16 protein-coding genes and 1 pseudogene are annotated in these 19,920 nt (G+C 36.9%); 15 read left to right on the top strand and 2 right to left on the bottom strand.

Annotated elements, in window-relative coordinates:
* Window positions 1-131 precede the first annotated feature (131 nt).
* The 4 genes and pseudogenes from ATHE_RS11605 to ATHE_RS11595 form a co-directional block, all read left to right on the top strand.
* Window positions 132-566, top strand: a pseudogene (locus tag ATHE_RS11605) (oxaloacetate decarboxylase subunit alpha); the annotation flags it as partial.
* 9 nt (window positions 567-575) lie between these two features.
* Window positions 576-782 (top strand): sodium ion-translocating decarboxylase subunit beta, encoded by a 207-nt coding sequence (locus tag ATHE_RS15390; RefSeq protein ID WP_322141301.1) that lies wholly within the window; start codon window positions 576-578, stop codon window positions 780-782.
* Between the two features lie 233 nt (window positions 783-1,015).
* On the top strand, window positions 1,016-3,157 hold the full coding sequence (locus tag ATHE_RS11600; protein ID WP_015908631.1) for a methyl-accepting chemotaxis protein: 2,142 nt from the start codon (window positions 1,016-1,018) through the stop codon (window positions 3,155-3,157).
* Between the two features lie 160 nt (window positions 3,158-3,317).
* Window positions 3,318-6,374, top strand: a complete 3,057-nt coding sequence (locus ATHE_RS11595) for an S-layer homology domain-containing protein (protein ID WP_015908630.1) — start codon at window positions 3,318-3,320, stop codon at window positions 6,372-6,374.
* Window positions 6,375-6,448: 74 nt separating this feature from the next.
* Here ATHE_RS11595 and ATHE_RS11590 read toward each other — a convergent pair whose 3' ends face one another.
* Window positions 6,449-7,267 (bottom strand): NPCBM/NEW2 domain-containing protein, encoded by an 819-nt coding sequence (locus tag ATHE_RS11590; protein WP_015908629.1) that lies wholly within the window; start codon window positions 7,265-7,267, stop codon window positions 6,449-6,451.
* Window positions 7,268-7,502: 235 nt separating this feature from the next.
* Between ATHE_RS11590 and ATHE_RS15070 the strand changes: the two genes are divergently transcribed.
* From ATHE_RS15070 to ATHE_RS11540, 11 genes are all read left to right on the top strand, one after another.
* Window positions 7,503-7,700: a hypothetical protein gene (locus tag ATHE_RS15070; protein WP_015908628.1), complete on the top strand. Its 198-nt coding sequence runs from the start codon at window positions 7,503-7,505 to the stop codon at window positions 7,698-7,700.
* Window positions 7,688-7,855, top strand: coding sequence for a POTRA domain-containing protein (locus ATHE_RS15065; RefSeq protein WP_015908627.1), 168 nt, complete (start codon window positions 7,688-7,690; stop codon window positions 7,853-7,855). Before ATHE_RS15070 ends, ATHE_RS15065 begins: the two co-directional genes overlap by 13 nt.
* A 213-nt stretch (window positions 7,856-8,068) precedes the next feature.
* Window positions 8,069-8,887, top strand: a complete 819-nt coding sequence (locus tag ATHE_RS11580) for a hypothetical protein (protein ID WP_015908626.1) — start codon at window positions 8,069-8,071, stop codon at window positions 8,885-8,887.
* Between the two features lie 33 nt (window positions 8,888-8,920).
* On the top strand, window positions 8,921-10,912 hold the full coding sequence (locus tag ATHE_RS11575; RefSeq protein WP_015908625.1) for an efflux RND transporter periplasmic adaptor subunit: 1,992 nt from the start codon (window positions 8,921-8,923) through the stop codon (window positions 10,910-10,912).
* A 25-nt stretch (window positions 10,913-10,937) separates the two neighbouring features.
* Window positions 10,938-11,615 (top strand): ABC transporter ATP-binding protein, encoded by a 678-nt coding sequence (locus tag ATHE_RS11570; protein ID WP_015908624.1) that lies wholly within the window; start codon window positions 10,938-10,940, stop codon window positions 11,613-11,615.
* A 3-nt stretch (window positions 11,616-11,618) separates the two neighbouring features.
* Entirely contained in the window at window positions 11,619-12,797 is a 1,179-nt protein-coding gene (locus ATHE_RS11565; protein ID WP_015908623.1) for an ABC transporter permease, read from the top strand.
* Window positions 12,798-12,818: 21 nt separating this feature from the next.
* A complete protein-coding gene (locus tag ATHE_RS11560; RefSeq protein ID WP_015908622.1) occupies window positions 12,819-16,043 on the top strand; it encodes an S-layer homology domain-containing protein in 3,225 nt (1,074 codons plus the stop codon).
* 134 nt (window positions 16,044-16,177) lie between these two features.
* Window positions 16,178-16,942, top strand: coding sequence for an Rpn family recombination-promoting nuclease/putative transposase (locus ATHE_RS11555; protein ID WP_015908621.1), 765 nt, complete (start codon window positions 16,178-16,180; stop codon window positions 16,940-16,942).
* 72 nt (window positions 16,943-17,014) lie between these two features.
* Entirely contained in the window at window positions 17,015-18,217 is a 1,203-nt protein-coding gene (istA, locus tag ATHE_RS11550) for an IS21-like element ISCbe3 family transposase (RefSeq protein WP_013429593.1), read from the top strand.
* 20 nt (window positions 18,218-18,237) lie between these two features.
* Complete coding sequence (gene istB, locus ATHE_RS11545) at window positions 18,238-19,002, top strand: IS21-like element ISCbe3 family helper ATPase IstB (RefSeq protein WP_015906876.1); 765 nt, start codon at window positions 18,238-18,240, stop codon at window positions 19,000-19,002.
* A gap of 79 nt (window positions 19,003-19,081) precedes the next feature.
* Entirely contained in the window at window positions 19,082-19,315 is a 234-nt protein-coding gene (locus tag ATHE_RS11540) for a hypothetical protein (protein ID WP_015908620.1), read from the top strand.
* A gap of 80 nt (window positions 19,316-19,395) precedes the next feature.
* Here the strand turns inward: ATHE_RS11540 and ATHE_RS11535 are convergent, their stop codons facing one another.
* A complete protein-coding gene (locus ATHE_RS11535; RefSeq protein WP_015908619.1) occupies window positions 19,396-19,776 on the bottom strand; it encodes a Uma2 family endonuclease in 381 nt (126 codons plus the stop codon).
* Window positions 19,777-19,920: the final 144 nt, after the last annotated feature.

The raw sequence follows: 19,920 nt of genomic DNA, 5'->3' as shown, positions 1-19,920 counted from the left end.
TGTAGAGTTTAATGTAGAAAAATTTAAGCAAAGGTGCTACAATTAATACCATGCGCCTTTTGTTAAAAAATTGACCAACAATAAAGTTGGCAGCAAAATTCAATTCAGGTGGTAAAAGGGGTTGAACAAAAATGAAAAGGATTTATATCACAGAGACAGTTTTGCGGGATGCCCAGCAATCTTTAATTGCCACGCGAATGCCTTATGAAGATTTTGATGGAATTTTAGAGAAAATAGATAAGGCGGGGTATTATTCTATTGAGTGCTGGGGCGGTGCAACATTTGACTCATGTCTTAGGTACTTAAATGAAGATCCTTGGGAACGCTTGCGAAAGATAAGATCAAAAGTGAAAAACACAAAGCTCCAGATGCTTCTTCGCGGGCAAAACCTTTTAGGTTACAGACACTATCCAGACGATGTTGTGAGGATGTTTGTCCGAAAATCTATCGAAAATGGAATGGATATAGTAAGGATATTTGATGCTTTAAACGCTCTTCGAAACATTGAAGTTGCAGTTGATGAGACAATCAAAGCAGGCAGCCATACACAGGGCGGAGTTGTGTTTGGCAAAATTATGTACAAGCTCTCTGGCGGCAAGATAAATCCTTTGATTGGTTCTGCAGGAGTTTCAGCTGTTCCAATGGCAGCACGTGTTTCGCAGGTTGTAGGACAAAAGGAGAATCCGTCAAACTTTCTTTTGATGCACGCAATGGGACCAAACGTTGCCGGGGTAATTGGCTCGGCGGTTGCAGCAGGGGTTCTTTTGACGCTGTTTAAATAAATTTTGATGGCCCTGCAAAAGAGGATGTCTTTTGCAGGATTTTGTTTTAAATTACCATCCAATTAGTATATTTAATTTAAATTATTTGAGTTATTTTGTTTATTCAAAGTTAAATAATTATGAGAAAATATTTTGTCGAATTATTAATAAAGAATGACTTATTTATTGTATTGGCAGGTAAAATAAGATATAATCAAAATTAACATACAAAATTTATAAGGGTGGGAGTACTTGTGAAAAAGAAAGGTATTGCCAAATCAAGAAATAACGTTAATCTACAAAGCCTGATTATCTCATTTTTAAAGAGTGGAAAACTTGCAAAACGCTTTGCATTGTTGATTGCGTGTATAGTAATTGTTCCAATTGTAATAATTGATATTTTGTCAATATCAATGTCCGTAAAATCGGTTATCAATGAAAGTAAGAAATCATATCTTGCTGCAACAGACTCAACTGCAAAATACTTTCAGCTTGCAATTAAAACTGCTCAGAACAATGCAACTCAACTTATGTCTAATGAGCTTATTCAAAGGTACTACTCTGAAAGTAAACAGGTAGCATTAGAAGACTACGAAAAAATAACACTGCAGACGAATGCAAACAAAGCTATCCAAAATGTATTAATTTCTAATAACATGATTGCAGGGATTTACATATTGGTAAACAAAGAAAAATCATTGTTTAATCCATCAATAGTGTTTGAACTTGATTATGAAAAAATAAAAAATACAGGATGGTACAAAAAAATACTTGATGCTGGAGGACCTACAATAATTGAAGCGCATGATAAGGAGTTTGATGAGGTTGCCCAAAAAAACAATGCAAATATTCCTGAGTATGCTTTTTGTATAGGACTTCCGTTTAAAGACATTGCAACAAATGAAACTCTTGGTGTGATGCTCTTTGATGTAAGCAAGAGCTGGCTTAGAGACCAGCTTCAGGAATCTCAGATTTCTCAACAGGGTGGATTTATGCTTGCAGTTTCTTCTCAGGGGCAGGTTGTACTACCAATTGAATGGGAGAACAAATTCAAAAATATACCAAACAAAGATACCAATTTTATAAAAAAGGTTTTAGAAAATATGAAGGCTGATAAGCAATCAGGAGCTTTTGATACAGTATATTCAAATCAACCATTTCTTATAACCTATTCATTGATTCCAGATACACCGTGGGCTGTTATAGGTATGATTCCTATTTCACAGCTCATGACAAGTGCAAGGAAATTAGAAGTCATTTCAATTGTTCTTACAATAACATTTACTTTGCTTGCACTTGTTCTTGGAATATATTTTGCGTTGAGAATTGTTAGAGACATAGAAAAGATAACAAAGGCATTTGAAGTTGCAGAAAAAGGCGATTTGACAGTAAAATTAGATATTCAGCGTTATGACGAGATAGGTCTTATGGCACACAGTTTCAATAATATGACAAAAAATATTAAACAGCTTATAGAAAAAGGTGTAACCCTAAGCGGTGAGGTAACATCTGCAATTTCTACATTATCAACAGTAGCTGGTGAAACAGCTGCAGCCTCAAATGAAGTTGCAAAAGCAATTTCGGAAATTGCAGAAGGTGCATCAAATCAGGCAAAAGAAGCAACAGGTGTTGTTGAGGTAGTTTCACGCTTTGGTGAGAAAATAGAAACTATTGTTGAATCATCCAGTAAAATGGAAAGACTGACACAAGAGGTATCTAATCTTTCTGAAAAAGGTGAAAATGCTGTTGAGGTACTTAGCAATGTTTCGCTTGATACAGAAAACATTACAAACACAATGATCTCAACTATTAACCAGCTTGCAGAATATTCAAGATCAATTGGCAAAATTATTCAAGTTTTAAGCAGCATCTCAGAACAAACAAAACTTTTGGCTCTGAACGCTTCAATTGAAGCTGCAAAAGCAGGTGAGGCAGGAAGAGGTTTTGCAGTTGTTGCAAGTGAGATTAGAAAGCTTGCCGACCAGTCAAAAGAGTCAACAAGAGAAGTTGAGGATATGATAAAAAGGATTGTAAGTCAAACAAAAGCTGCTCAGGACGTTGCTGATAAAGTAGAAGATGTTATTGAAAAGCAAAATGAAGCTGTTAAAAATGTTTCAGAAGCATTTTCAAGCATAAAATCTGCTATGGATGATTTAATTGATGGTATAGAAAATATTAATCAATCTATTATGTCAATAGATAAAGAAAAAGATACTATTGTGAGAAGCATCGAAAATATCTCGGCAATATCACAGGAGACTGCTGCATCCTCAGAAGAGGTTTCTGCATCAACTCAGGAGCAGCTTGCTGCAATTGAAGAGCTTCGTGCTATGGCAGAAAGCCTCAATAAGCTTGCACAGGATTTAAAAGAGGCTATGCAGGTTTTCAAAGTGTAATAAAATTGTTTCACTAATTTTACAGTTTGATTACAGTTTAGTCAGAGCTATTGACTATTAAAAAACCGCTTGATAAAATTTTAGCTGTAAGTGATGAGGCTATAAAAAATAGTATAACCTCATCACTAAAAAATCATACAAGGAGGTTTGGTGAGTAGTTATGAAAAAATTCAAAAGACTCATCGCTATCGTAACAGTTCTCTTATTTGCTCTTTCAATAATTGCGCCTGTGTTTGCACAGGACGAAGCTACTACAGAAGAGACAGCTGGTTCTGTGTATGACCAGGCAGCAAAGATTCTCCAAGACAAAGGTATCTTGAAAGGTAATGAGCAAGGCGACCTGATGCTCGACAAGCAACTTACAAGAGCAGAAATCTTGGCAATGATTATCAGAGCAACAGGTCAAGAAGATGTGGTAAAAGACTATGTTTATGCTGAGCAGTCATTCACAGATGTTCCACAGGATCATTGGGCATTTGCATATGTTGAGGCAGGTAAAGACCTCGGCATTGTAAATGGTTACCCAGATGGAACATTCAAGCCAGACAAACCTGTCAAGTTTGAAGAGCTCTGCAAGATGCTTGTTGCTGCAAAAGGTGAAAGCCCAGCAGCAGGAAAATGGCCTCTCAACTATGTAAGAAAAGCTCTTGAACTTGGGTTCTTCAATGGTATTGAAGATGAAGTTGGAATTGGTGATGTTGTAATCAGAGGTCAAGCAGCTGTAGCATTCGCAAATGCATTCTTCCCACCAGAAAAGACTATAGTTGTTAAAGATGTTAAAGCAGTTGCAAATGACACAATTGAAGTTTATGTTGATGCATATCTTGGAAATGAGCCTGCAACACTTGAAGATGGCGATGTAATTCCTCTTGACTTTGAGATCAAGGATGCATCTGATGCATCAAAGACAATTGCGGTAACATTAATTGATTCTCAGGCATCTGACTTTGGAGCAGGAAAGCTTGTGCTCAAGACAGCAGCGCAAACAGAAGGTGCTACTTATAAACTGTATTACAAGGGTAATGATACAGGCAAAACTTTTGTAGCAGTACCAGTACAGCTTCAAGTTGCAAAAGTTGAAGTACCAAACTTGAAGCAAGTTGTTGTAACGTTCAATAGAGATGTAAAGGACGTTTATGCTGTTGATAAAAATAACTATGAAATTAAAGTAGGAGATGCAACAAAGTCAATTGGTGCAGTGCGACTGAGCGAAGATAAGAAGAAGGTTACACTAATTTTGAAAGACGATTTAGCAAACCAGGACAAAGTTAAAGTTACACTCAAAACAGGTTTGGGTCTTAAGGAGGCATATACAACTGAAATTGGCCCTGTACAAGATGGAACAGCTCCGGCTATAGTAAAGGTTACAGCTGAGAACCCGCAGAAGCTTAGAGTTGAGTTCAGTGAACCAGTTAAAAACTATGCAAATCCTGCAAACTATACATTGAACGGAATGTACCTCGTAAAAGAGGTTAAGGGATTCAATGAAGACAGTTCTATAGACCCAAATGTAATTGTTCTGAATCTTTACATTCCTCTGAATGTTGGTAATAACACATTGAGTGTTACAGGTGTTACAGATATAGCTGGATTGCTTGTAGTAAATCCATCAATGAGCTTTAGTGTTGCAGAAGACAAGTCACCTATTGAGTTGAAGAATGTCACAGCAACACTTAGCCAGGTTAAGCTTGAATTTAGCAAAGCAATACAGAGCATTGTAAGTGTATCGTTGTCAAATGGTATTATAGCAGGTACATCAGTAGATGGTAACGTAGTAACAATATCTTCTGGTGATGAGTTGGCAACTTGTATACCAGTATCTGGTGCTAAGGTTACAATAGAAGTTAAGGATTATACTGGGCAGACAGCAAAATTTGAAAAATACGTTGTTCCAACAATTGACACAGAAAGACCTACTGTTAAATCAGTTACAATAGCTGATTCTACTACAGTAAAGGTAACATTTAGTGAAGATGTACGTGTTCCTAATCCTTCTGACAACAAGATTATTGTGAAAGATAAAGATGGTAACCAAAAAGTTATCAGTGTAATTACCTGGGATACAGACAGTAGTGGTAATCAGATTAAGAATACATTGAAAGTTGTATTGTCTTCACAACTGCCAGCAGGTGTTGTAACAGTTCAAGTAAGTGGCATTGAAGACCTCACACCACTTAAGAATGCAAGCTTGCCGCAGACAGTTACAGCTACACTTTCTGATACAAGTGCACCGGATGTAGTTGCTCCAATAGTATACAATGATGTTTCTGGCGACACAACAGAACTCTATATAACATTTAATAAGACATTGAATGCAGCAAGCGCTAATATAGCTACAAATTATAAGTATCTGGATAGCAGTTATGTACTTAAGGATTTCAGTGGTGCAACTGCAAGCGTGTTGGCAAATGGTAAAACTGTGAAACTTGTAATTAAAGATTCTGAATTTGCTAATATGACATACTTGCAGATAATTGGTGTTGCAGATACAAATGGTAATAAGGCAACATTGGCAATTCAGAAAGATGCTACTAAATTTGTATCTTCATCCACTGCAATTGTTACTATTGACTCAACTAACGGTGTTCAAGCTGTTTCAACAACACAGTTAAAAGTATTCTTAACAGGCAATATTAATGAATATACACTTTATGCTGGGGATTTTGAGGTCAAAGCAGGGTCAAATACAATAGGAGTTCTTTATGCGACATGGGATGCAGGTAGCAAAGCTGTTGTTTTGAACCTTGCAACAGCAATTGGTGCTGATGCTAAGAAAGATGGAAATGGTGTGACTGTAACTATCAAGGCTAACTCAATTACAAAAGACCTGCTTGGAAGATCAATTAATAGTGGCAGTGCAGTAGGACCAGTGACTGCAAGTGATAAGATTGCACCAACAATTACTGCAGTTGAAGCTGTATACAATGCAACATATAATGTTACAGAGGTTACAGTTAAATTCAGTGAAGCAATTGTTGTAGATTCAACATATGTTCTTGACCAATTCAAGGTGTATATCGGAGGAGCAATAACAAATCCTGATGCAGGCGTTGATGTTAAGACCGACAATATAGTCTTCAAGTTCAGTGGTGACAAGAGATACAGCACAATTAAGGTAGACTATGTACCAGCATATGACACAAGTAAAAGAGTAAAAGATTCATTAACAAATAATAATGAACTTGCACAAACAAGTGTGAGTGGAACATGGAAATAATAATAAAGCTGAAATAAAAGAGGGTGAGATTGATTCTCACCCTCTTTTATTTTGTTTAATCATACCTCTTAGATTTAAGGAACCAAAAGCGGGTCGCCAACACAAATATAAGTATCACCTAAATCAGCCGCAAAGGTTCTTTCAAATTGTAATGTCAAAGTATTGATTCCTTCTACGTTTATTTCTGCTAACGTTGGTTTTCTGTTCAATTCAAGCTTATACTCGCCTAAAAGCTTGTCGTCACCCAAAATTCTGACTACACCTTTTGAACTGTTGGTAGAACAATCTGCTATGCCAAGCCAGCAGCTGAATTTCTTGTATTTTCCCTCAATCTTGTACGTAAGGCTAAACTGGGCACCGTTTGTCCAGTGTTTCCACCAGATATTTTTGAAGAACTTTTGATAATTGACAGTTATATTTTCATCGTTAAAGCCAAAGGAGGAGAACATTCCTAAATATGTTGGTTTAAGATCAGTTAGCCACGTTCCTTCTTTTTTCTTAAAAGAGGACAAAATTTTAACCTTTTTTTCTTGAACATCAAATGCATAATCTTTATTTGTAATGCATAAAAAAGTAGTAATAATTGAATCAAAGAGCACATATCTTCGTCCTTTGTAGCTGATGAATGGAAGTTTTTCTGAAATAGTCACATCATCTTTGACAAGATCATATTCATATTCCTTAGGCAAGCTTGAAATTTTTTGGTTTAACAATTTTACCTGATTTTGAAGTGTATTAATTTGCTTTTTAAGATTTGCGTTTTCAGACTTTAAACTATTGTACTGTTTCAACAGATTTTCATAAAGCTGCTTATAGTCTGGCTTGGCTGCTGAAAAACCAGTAGCTGTCCAAAGTAGAATAACCATCACAAAAAAAAGATACCACCTGTTCATCTGAAATCATCACCTCTCCTACTGGTATTTGTAAAGAATCGCTATAATAAAAATATACTTGAATTAGGCTAAAATCTCAATAGAAATAAAATTTTTGATAGTATAGCTAAGAAGAAATAGTTATAGTAAATAAAATTAAATTACTTTTACTGAATTTAAATGAATTTACCAATTAGAGTGTCTAAATAATAGACGAGAAAAACAAAGAAGTAATGTTAGCTTTAGATTCACTATTATGGTCCGTACAAATAGCCAGTTAGAATGTGGTATAAACAGATTAGAAATTAATAAAGAAGTATCAGATGATGAAAAATATTTGAGCCATCATGAGATAGAGATGATAGACACAAAAGTGATTAAGGATATAATAAAAAACTTGTTGAGCTTTAACGTCTCAGAATTGGAGTTAATTTTTCAACAGTGGATTACGTGATAAATCAACTAAAAATTCGAGGGACTGATGTGCTTAATAAAAAAGAAATTATAGAAAAAGTGAAAAGGTTAAAAGGCAATAAATACACCGAGAAAAAAATAGAGGAAGCCATTAAGTTTTTAGAAGAAAACGGTTTTGTAAAAATAGAGGGTTAGACTGATGAAAAAGATAATGTTATTATCTTCGCTAAATTTTTCTGGTTATGACTAAAAGCGAGATGGGTATTTAGCCCACCTTTTTTATTTTTCCGCATTTCACAATTTTCACATTTCATTAAAATTTGTTTATAAAAATTTAAAAATTTATTTACAAATTACTGCTAATATATTTAAAGAGGAAAAATCTTCATAGAAGGAAACGCAAAAAAAATGAGAATAACGAAAAGCCTAAAAGCTTATATGTCCCTTATGTTAACATTTACTTTTATAGCTGCAGTGTTGATCTTACCATGGAATATATCATATGCCCAATCGAACAGTGCTCAAAATTCCCAGCCAGATTTAATTGGCGTTGTAAAGAGTTTATCTGGCAGTAAAATCACAATCTACATCGCAAAGCTCTCTTCTCAAAGCGATGGTAGAGGATTTGGAAGAGGTAGAATTGAGCTGACAAACAAGACGCAAACAATTACAGTTTCAAGCAAAACATCAATTGTAACAAGAGTATTTCAAAATGGTCAGATAACAGAGAAGAAGCTGTCAACAAAGGACTTAAAGACAAACAACATCTTGTACATCTGGTATGCAGATAGCAAAAAGAAAACCATCTCAAAAATTCTTGTCCAGGGCACATACGACCCATATCAGACGCCGGAGTTAATTGGTGTGATTAAAAAAGTTGAGTCAAACAAAATAACCATCACAGTTGCGACAATCGAAAGACCACAGCCAAGGCAAAACACATCAAACAATCAACCTCAGCAAAGAATGGCTTCTCAGCTACCTCAAGGTGGATTTGGCAGAGGCATGATGAATCTAAAGCTATCAAGCCAGACAAAGACAATAGCAATTTCAAAATCAACAGTGATTGTTACAAGAACATTTCAAAATGGTCAGATGACAGAAAAGAATCTGACTGTTAAGGATTTGAAAGCAAACAACATAGTGTACATCTGGTATTCTGACAGCAAAAAGACAACTGCAAAAAGGATTATGGTTATGGGGACATATAGCCAGAGCTCAAAATAAAGCAGTAAAAAAAGCGAAAGGAAGGGTGTGCATATGGCAGAGAAAGTAAAACCGCTAAAAACTTCAAAGTTTAAGTTCAGTTTAAAAAGCAAGGTTTTAAAGAGAGTTATAATATCCATAGTAATTGTTGCAATTTTGGCAGGGGCAGGGTTTGGAATATACAGGTTTGTTCAGGGAAGAAAAAATCGAAATCAAACAGTTCAGCAGAGGACTGCAAGAGTGACGCGTGGCGATATAACCGTTAGTGTCACCGGTTCAGGTCCGATTGAGTCTGCCCAGAGCGTTGATCTCACATCAACTGTGAGCTCAACCATCACAAATGTATTTTTCAAAGACGGGGATTCTGTCAAAAAAGGGGATGTAATATTTGAGCTTGAAAGCCAGGATGCAAAGAACAAGATTGACTCAATAAAGAGTCAGATTGACGATGTAAACTCTTCAATTGCAGATGTTCAGGAAAGCATCAAAAACCTTGTTATCACCGCACCCATTTCAGGGTATGTTAAAAATCTGAATGCTCAAGAAGGAGACAGAATTTCAAAAGGCTTAAGCGTTTTGACAATAATTGATACATCAAAGCTGAAAGTTACATTACCATTTTCAGCAGCGCTTTTCGACAAGGTCAAGATAGGTGCGCCAGCAGTTGTTTACATTCCTGACATTTCACAGTCAATCCAGGGCACAGTAAGCTATCTTGGGAACACAACTTACACAAATGACTACGGTGGCAAAGTTTTTGATGTTGAAATCACAATCTCAAACCCCGGCGCTCTGAAGGAAGGTATGAAGGCAAGTGCTGAGATAAAGGTAGGAGCTGAAGTATATCTTAGCACGCAGGATGCAACCTTGGAGTATGTAGACAAAGAAAATGTCAAGGCAAAGGTTGACGGCGAGGTTTCTGAGATTTTTGCAAGAAACAACCAGTTTGTTGAAAAAGGTGCTGTGCTTTTAAAACTTTCAAACGATGACCTGTCAAAACAGCTCAAGAACTACCAGACACAGCTTAAAAACTTGCAGGACCAGTTAAAGGATGCAGAGGATAACTTGGAAAACTACTACATTAAAGCTCCGTTTGACGGTGTTGTGACCAATATAAACTTCAAGAAAGGCGATAACATAAAAGCGGGAGAGGTACTTGCAACTGTATTTGATAACAAAAATTTAGTATTCAGGGTTGACATAGATGAGCTTGATATTGCTAAAATAAAAGTAGGGCAAAAAGTAAATATAACAGTTGATGCTCTACCAGAGACCCAGACAAACCCGCTGACAGGCAAAGTAGCCAAAATCCCGCTTGAGGGAACAACCCAGAACGGTGTTACAACATACTCTGTTACGATCTCAATTGACAATCCCAAGAACCTCAAGATTGGCATGAACGCAAACGCAGAGATAATTGTAGACCAGAAACAAGATGTTTTGATGGTGCCGCTTGAAGCTGTCCAGAAATTCGGCAACAGGTACTTTGTGTTTGTAAAAAGCTCAAGTCAAAATAGCACTCAAGAAGGGCAAACTGGCGGATTTTTCCCACAGGGAGGTTTTGGAAACAATCAGCAAAGCTCTGCTCAAGGCTCACAAAACTGGCGACAAAGATGGCAGCAAGAAGGTAGCAGCACAGAAAATACGCAGCAGTCGACAAGCAGCCAGTCAAGAGGTTCATGGTCACAAAATAGTCAAGGCACAGGTAGCTCTTCGCAGCTGCGAACAAGAAGGATGGCAAGTTTGCTGGGTAGCAGCTACTATAAAGGCGCAGTTTTGCGACCTGTTGAGGTTGGTATAAACAATGACTCATACATCGAGATTGTAAGCGGACTTAGCGAAGGCGATATCGTTGTCCTGCCACCGCTTTCTACAGGCTCAACAAGCACCCAGACGCAAACTCAGCAGGGATTTAACATAATGGGCGGGTTTGGCGGACCAGGTGGTGGAATGCCAGGCGAGTTCAGACAGTTCAGACAAAACCAAAGCGGTACTGGCAGAACAAATCAGTCGTCTGGTTCTCAGGGAAGTAACACAAACAGGTAATAAAAAAAGAAGGTGAAAGCTTGCTATGATCGAACTTTATGATATCTACAAAATCTACAAGATGGGCGAAAATGAGGTGTATGCTTTAAACGGTATTAACCTGAAAATCAATGTTCACGAGTTTGTTGCAATAGTGGGTCCATCCGGCTCAGGAAAATCAACTCTTATGAACATCATAGGCTGTCTTGACACACCAACATCTGGCACATACATACTGGATAGTCATGAAGTCAGCAGGCTAAATGACAACCAGCTTGCAGAGATTCGAAACAGCAAGATAGGCTTTGTGTTTCAAAACTTTAACTTAATACCACAGCTCACAGCTCTTGAAAACGTTGAGCTTCCTTTAATCTACAAAGGTGTTCCAGCCTCTGTGCGTCACAAGCTTGCCAAAGAAGCTCTTGCCAGGGTTGGCTTGGAACATAGAATGCACCACAGGCCAAGAGAGCTTTCAGGCGGTCAGCAGCAGAGAGTTGCAATTGCAAGGGCGCTTGTCACAAGCCCGCCAATAATCCTGGCTGACGAGCCCACTGGGAACTTGGACTCAAAATCAGGTGCTGAGATTATGCAGATTTTCAAGGAGCTTCACGCTCAAGGAAACACCATTGTCCTAATCACGCACGATAACAACATTGCCATGCAGGCAAGAAGGATTGTAAGAATTCAGGACGGTCAAATAATAGAGGACAAGGAGGTGAGCTGACAGGTGGCTCAGTTTGCTTTGGCTTTCAAGATGGCAATAAAGAGCATCCTTTCAAATAAGCTAAGGTCTTTTCTTACTATGCTTGGCGTCATCATTGGTATCTGGGCAGTAATTGCGGTTGTTGGGCTTGCCCAGGGAAGCACCAAAAGCATAACAGACAGGCTGCAAAGGCTTGGAACAAATCTCATTCAAATAAACATCACAGGAAGAAACAGTAACAGAAACGTCACATATGAAGAGCTTCAGCAGTTTGCCGAGCAGCACGCAGAGGATATTGAGGCAATCGCACCAACTGTATCGAGCTCTGTCACGCTCAAGTATGGGACAAACACCCACGATACGACCCTCATTGGAACAACAGCAGACTACAGCCTTGTGAGAGACGTCAACGTCAGCAGCGGAAGGTTTATTTTGCCAATTGATGTAGACTATCGTCAAAAGGTTGCGCTTGTTGGGACGTACATCGTAAAGGATTTATTTAACGGGCAAAACCCGATAGGGAAAAAGATAAAGATAAACGGGCAGATATTCACAGTTGTTGGTGTTTTAGAAGAGCGGGCAAATTCGCAGGAGCAGTCAGACGATGACCAGGTGATAGTCCCTGTAACAGTTGCACAAAGGCTCACACGAAACGCAATAATCCGAAACTTTGCGATAAAAATCACGGATGGTAACAGAAGTGAAGTTGTAATGAACTATCTCAACGATTTTCTCATGAAGATTTACAACGACTCTACAGCTTTTAGAGTTTTCAACACAGCCCAGCTACTTGACACATTAAACAGTGTAACCCAGACACTCACGCTTATGCTTGCCGGAATTGCTGCAATTTCGCTCATTGTCGGTGGAATTGGCATCATGAACATCATGCTTGTGTCTGTGACAGAGAGGACAAGAGAGATTGGAATCAGAAAAGCAATCGGCGCAAAGAGGAGAAACATACTTGTTCAGTTTTTGATAGAAGCATCTGTTGTGACAGGACTTGGTGGAGTGGTGGGTATAATACTGGGATTTGTGACAATAAGAGTAATGTCAAAACTTAATATTGCAACAGCCATATTCTCAATACCATGGGCTATTCTTGCGTTTACAATTTCACTTGCTATAGGGATAGTCTTTGGACTGTTCCCGGCATCAAAAGCATCGCGCCTCAACCCGATAGAAGCGTTAAGATACGAATAAGCTTGGAGGGGATATGAAAAGATGAGAAAAAAGTTTTTAGCAGTCATTTTGTTACTTTGCTTTGTGGTTGTAAACTTTGGTTTGTCTTCTGCTTTTGCTGCATACAAAGACATTCCATCAAATGCAAGTTACAAGCAGGCAGTAGAAAAGTTAAATAAGCTTGGGATTCTTGTTTACAAGGACTATTTCAAGCCAAATGCTGCTGTCTTACGCGGTGAGTTTGCAGCTGCGATTGTAAAGATTTCAAACGTAGAGGATGAGGTGAATCTGCTAAAAGGATATTCTCAGTATCCAGATATAAAGCCAAACACCACACTTTGTGGATATGTCAACTGGGCGGTAAAGAAAAAATACATGACACCAATGGCAGACAATAAGTTCCATCCAAATGACCCGCTTACCTTTGCCCAGGCAACAACTGCTATTGTGAGGATGCTTGGGTATTCCGACTCAGATCTTTCTGGCATCTGGCCGCAGAATTATATCGACAAAGCATCAGAGCTTGGGCTTATAAAAGGAATAAACCTTTCTGCGTCGCAAAAGGTTCCGCGCTGGGCTGCGGCACTGATGCTATCAAGGCTTCTTGATACTTATGTCAAAAGCGGTGGAAATCAAGCTCAATCTGGCCAGTCAGCTTTAAGTGGAGTATCAGCTTCATCCCAAAGCAACGGCACAAAATTTTCTGAGTATGTTGGGCTTTACAAATCGTATGTTGTGCTTGATACCGGCAAAACTTCTTCAAAGCTTCTTCCAAATGAGGTTTTGACAGACAGCGGAGTGCTTGTGAATGCAACAAAGACGCAACTTGAAGTTGGGAAAAAGTACATGCTTCAGGTTGATACCAATAAAATCACGAAAGTGTTTGGCACTGAAGCTGATTCTTTCCAGATTGTCAGCACAAAGGTAAGCAGCAGGACTGTATATTACAAGGAAAGTGGAAAGACAAAATCAATAACTTTGCCATCTTCGGCAACATACTATTACAACGGCTCAAAGCAGAGCTATGATGCAATAGAAAATGTACTTAAACCGAACCAGAAAATAAGCTTTATCTATTCTGAAGATAGGAGCAAAGTGGACTATATTGTAATTAAAGACATATATGCACAAGAGGTTTATGGAAACTACGATGAGGTGCTGATTTTGGCAACTCCTAAAACATCATCGTCGTTAGAGGCAAACCAGGTTCAGACAGACAAGGGAATATACTTTGTTGCATCTTCAATAAAACCTGAAAACCTTGAAATTGGAGCAAAGTATGGAGTGTATATAAAAGATGATACAATCACTGCAGCTTTGCAAAAAGTGTGGGTATCAGAAAAGTTTACAATTACAAATATAGATGATTACACACTTGATGCTGCTCAAAACGGCAAAACACAAAGGATTCAGCTGACAAGCAAACCTTTATATTACTATCAAGGAACAAAACAGAGCTATGAAAATTTACCAAACATTTTAAAAGAAGACCAGATACTCTATGTATCAAAAGACCCTGACACAGGCAAGGTTATGGCATATGTTATTCAAGACCCATACGGCACCCAGTATGGAAACTATATTGAGGCAATAATCCTGCAGGATGCACTTTTAAACCCTGCTTTAGAAAACAATCAGGTTTTAACAGACAAAGGTATATTTTATTTACCTAATATAAACACAAAACTGGAGATTGGCTCAAAGTATGGTGTTTATGTTAAGGATGACAAGATAACATTAGTTGTAAAAAAATTAAATACTGTGAATTTGTATGAGATTACAGATGTTGTTAGTGATACAAATGTAAAGTTAAAATCATCAAAAGGCCAGGAGAACATAATCCTGCCACAAAAACCTGTTTACTACTATAACGGCAATAAAATTAGCTACAGTGATTTGAAAAACGCGTTAAAATCAGGTCAAAAAATCTATTTTGGATACTCAAAGGATGGGAAAACTTGCGAGTATATTGTTCTTCAGGACCCATATTCATCTGAGTACGGTGCATATACTGAGGTTATCGTTCTGGCAGATGCGGTTGTATCTGATAAGTTATCTACAAACGAGGTTTTAACAGACAAAGGGATATACGCGGTAAAGTCCACAGCAGGCAAGCTTACAGTTGGTGCAAAATATGGGGTATATATCAAAGATGATACAATCACAAAGGTTGTAAAGAAGCTCAACAGCGTCGATACAGCAGAGATTACAGAGGTTATAAGCGATACAAATGTTGTTCTCAAAAAAGGCAGCACAAGCAGCTCTACTTTCCTGCCACAAAAACCTGTTTATTATTACAATGGAAGTAAGGTTGACTACAATAGTTTGAAAAACATAATAAAATCAGGGCAAAAGATTTATTTTGGATACAACGCAGCAGGAAATTCCTATGAGTATGCAATAATTCAAGACCCATACTACGACAGCTATGGAAAATATGTAGAGACAGTGATTTTGGGGACATATTCAACTACAAAAGGGCTTGATGTGAATGAAATTTTGACAGACCAGGGAATTTTAACATTGCCAGAAAACCAAAATGTGAATTTAGAACTTGGTGCAAAATATGGGTTTTACATCGACCAAGACAATCAGATAACCCTTGTGTACAAAAAACTAAATTCAACCGAAGGTGTGACAGTACTTTCTGCCATTTCAAACAAAGTGACAGTTGACAAGGGTGGTAGTCAACTTGATATGATATTGCCTCAAAATATAACATATTACTATAATGGTTCAAAGATTGATTTTTCAACAGCACTTAGCAGACTTCAGATGTCAACATCGCTTGTGTTTGGACTGTCAAGTAAGAAAAAAGGATATGACTACTGTGTAATATTTGACCCTGTATACAGCAAGCCATACATTGCAAATGAGCAGACATACTTAACGCTAAAAGCAGGTGATCTGGATATAAGTGGTAGTAGCAAAGTTATAAAAGATGGGGATGTTGTGGACTACAGCTATATTCAGAAAAACGATGTTGTATATGCTGTGACAGATATCTGGGGCGGCAACAAGTTCATACTTGTTGTAGATAGCAAAGTTGAGGGTTACGTCAAGAGCTACCAACCAACAAGGTTTACACCAAAGTCTATTGTTGTGAACGTATATGACCAGGTATCAGGAAAGCTTGTAGACAAGACATATGAGGTGAGCGAAGACTTTGACCCATCTGTGCTTTTGGCAGATACATTTAAAGTTGGTCAGAGAGTGTACCTCATCTTAGGATACGATGGCAAGGTTGTGAGCATTGTAAATCCGTAAGTGAATTGAACAATTGCTTTCAAAAGGCCGCCAATTCGGTAGAGAGGGCGGCCTTTTCTCTTAAGACAAAATAAAGAATTTGTGGTATAATAATAATTGTGTAATAAAATCAGTTTGGAGCAAAAAATGTAAAAATGAAAGGAAAAAATGTTTTGAGTGAAAATTTGCCTCCAAAAGAACATGATTCCACATTTAAATTTTTATTTGAAGAGAAAAAGGATATACTTCTTTTAATAAAAGATATACTAAAGTACAAATGGGCAGAGATGATAGATGAAGATTCAATTAAGCTGGTAAAAACAAACTATGTAACACAGGATTTTATGCAGATAGAAGCTGATGTCATTGCAAAAGCAAGGTTGAGGGAACGGGAAGTATATTTTTACATATTGATAGAGAATCAGTCAACAGTAAAGAGGGATATGCAACTTAGAATATTAAAATACATGATAAGCTTATGGGCACAAGAGATAAGAAAAGGAGTAGAAGTTTTGCCCGCAATTATACCGATAGTTGTTTATAACGGAATTGACGAAAGATGGAATATATCAACAAACTTAATGGAGGCTTTTGATATATTCAGGGATGATATATTTAAATACCGGGTAGTTGATATTATAGAGCTTGATATGAAAAAGTTTTTGGAAAAACAAGAAGATGTCCTTGGTCCAATAGTATTCTATTTAGAGCAGGTAAGAGAAGACAAAGATGAGCTTGTGAAGAGGCTATACGAAATAGAAGCAAATTTAAAGAGTTTGAGCAGAAGAAATATTGACCGATTTTTTAACTGGGCACATTATATTATACGGCCAAGACTTGCAGAGGATCTCAAAGCAGGGTATGACAAAATAGTAGCAAGGATAAAAGAAGGTGTTAATGATAAAATAAAAATGTACTGAAAGTGGAATATAATGATGTACAAAATTGTACATTGATATGATATCCTTTCTCATAGTGAGGAGGGATATCAAATGCAGAACTTAACAGCACATTTAAACATGATAAGGGCGATGAAAATGAAACCTAACTTTTCAGAACTTGCAAGAATATATGGGATGGATAGAAGAACAGTTAAAAAATATTATGAGGGTTATGAAGGAAAACCTAAGAATAGAAATAAACCAAGTAAATTGGACAAATACTATGATGAGATAAAATCAAAGCTTGCTATCAAAGGAGTTACAGTCAAGGGTGTTTATGAGTATTTAAAATCAAAAGATGAGACAATAGGAACATATTCAAACTTCAATAAGTATGTTAAGAAAAAAGGATTAAAGCCAGAGAAGAAAATAAAAGGTCACCCAAGATTTGAGACAGATCCAGGTGAGCAAGCGCAAGTTGATTGGAAAGAGAATATAAAGCTTGTCTCAAGAAATGGAGAGGAGTTTATCATTAATGTTCTTGATTTTAAATTAGGTTATTCAAGGTATTGCTGCTTTGAGATAAACAGGACAAAAACTCAAGAAGAATTAATAGAAACTCTAATAAGAATATTCAAAGATATAGGCGGAGTACCGAGAGAGATTTTATTTGACAATACAGCAGCAGTTGTTGATATAACAGGTGAGAAAATTAAAGTAAATTCAAGATTTAAAAGTTTTGCAAAAGACTTTGGGTTTGAAGTAAAACTGTGCAAACCAAGACATTCGTACACAAAAGGAAAAGTTGAAGCAGCAAACAAGTTTATAGATTGGATACTGCCATATCAGGGTGAATTTGAAACAGAAGAGGACTTAGTAAGGATAATAAAAGAGATAAACGCAAAGGTCAATATGCAGCCAAATCAAACAACTCAAGTTCCACCTGCTCTTCTGTTTCAAAAAGAAAAAGAGTATTTACAACCCTTGCCAGACAAAAGGTTAATAGACAGTTACCTAAATTCCTACAAGTCAGTTAAAGTCCAAAAGGACTCTCTGATTTACTACAAGGGAAGTAAATACTCTGTTCCACCCGAATACATAGGAAAGACAGTCCAAGTAAAGGAGGTGGAAAACAAAATTTATATTTATTATAACACAAACCTGTTAAGGATACATGTTATTGATGAAAAAAATATCAATTATCACGATGAAGATTACAAGCAGCTAATGCTAATGAGAGTTGGTCAAAGAGAAGAGCTTAACAAGATATGTGAGGAAAACCTAAAGAAATTTGATAATCTGTTGAAAACCTAAAGAAAGGAGAAAATCTAAAAATGAGCAACTATGTGAAACTACTTAACAACTTAGAAGAGTTAGGTCTTCACAACATAAAGAATAACCTTGACAAATACTTAGATTTAGTGGCAAGCGGAGAAAAAAGTATGACAGATGCATTATATGAACTTAGTAATTTAGAGATAAAAGCCAAAGAAGAAAGGGCGATATTAGGATGTGTGAGGGTGGCAAATTTCCCATTTATAAAAGGTATAGAAGATTTTGATTTTTCATTTCAGCCAAGTATAAACAAGCAACAGATAATGGACTTAATGAGTTTGAGATTTTTAGAGGGTAATGAAAATATACTATTTGTCGGAACACCAGGGGTAGGGAAAACGCATCTAGCCACAGCAATAGGTATAGAGTGTGCAAAACGAAGGTATTCAACATATTTTATACATTTTCAAGAGTTAATAGCCCAGCTAAAGAAAGCATTATTGGAGAACAGATTAGAGTACAGACTTAAGCATTTTTCGAAATACAAAGTTTTAATAATAGATGAGATAGGTTATTTGCCAATAGACAATGATGGAGCAAATTTATTTTTCCAGCTGATATCGAGCAGATATGAGAAGAGCAGTACAATAATAACAACTAATGTTGTATTCTCAGAATGGGGAGAGATATTTGGTGGAGCGACAATAGCAAATGCAATTTTAGATAGGCTACTGCATCATTCTTACGTGATTTTCATAAAAGGTCCTTCATACAGATTACAGTCAAAAACAGCATATTTTAGCAATACAAACCAGCAAAGTTAAGTTTATTTTTTGTACATTTTTATTTTCGATTTTTTGTTCATTTTGATATTGACATTTACAAGAAGGGGGTGCAGGCAGAATGGGTGATTTTGTATCCAATGTTGCAAGGCTGCTTGATGAGACAAAGACAAAAGAGTTTAATATGGGAATTCAGCAGGGAATTCAGCAAGGAATTCAGCAGGGAATTTACAGAGCCAAGGTTGAAATGGCAAAAAAGCTTGTTAAAAAAGGTTATAGCGATGATGAAATTGCAGAACTTACAGAGCTTGAAGTTGAAGAGATAAGAAAGCTTCGAAGAGAGCTTGTTCCTTGATGGCCGCTTTGCCATCAAGGGGTTTATTTTTAACATTACTTTGAAAATAACCTTTTTTGGAAAGTCCATTGTCTTTTTGATTACTTTATCACACTAAATATTTCATCAACATCCAAAACAAGATCATCAAATACTTTTATTGTCATACCTTTTTTGTATTTATTTATTGAGCAATATTTCCCATTGATATTGTTGCTATAGACTTCAATGCACTCATTTGAAATGTCAACTATCCAGTACTCAGGTACTTGAAATTTTTCATACACAGACAGTTTAATTGTTCTGTCGCGGTGTTCTGTCGAATATGATAGTATTTCAACAATCAAGCGGGGAATTCCCTTGTATTTAGGTCCGTGGAAAAGTTTAGGGTTGCAGCATACCATTATATCTGGCTGAAATTCGTAAATTTCATTTTGATTTTCAAAAACAACAGCAATATCACTTGTGAAAACTTCACACATGCCACCAAACCCAAGATGATTAATAGACGTTGGTGCGATTATGTTGTAAGTTTTTGCTGGAAATATTTTGATTTTCTAAATGATATTATGTAGACTTTCACCGCAGTCAATTGTTAAGTTGCTATGTCAAAAAGCAGGAGAGTG

Source organism: Caldicellulosiruptor bescii DSM 6725 (assembly GCF_000022325.1).
Taxonomy (GTDB): Bacteria; Bacillota; Thermoanaerobacteria; order Caldicellulosiruptorales; family Caldicellulosiruptoraceae; genus Caldicellulosiruptor; species Caldicellulosiruptor bescii.
The sequence above is the reverse complement of the archived record's forward strand: the minus strand, read 5'-3'. Positions and strand labels throughout refer to the sequence as shown.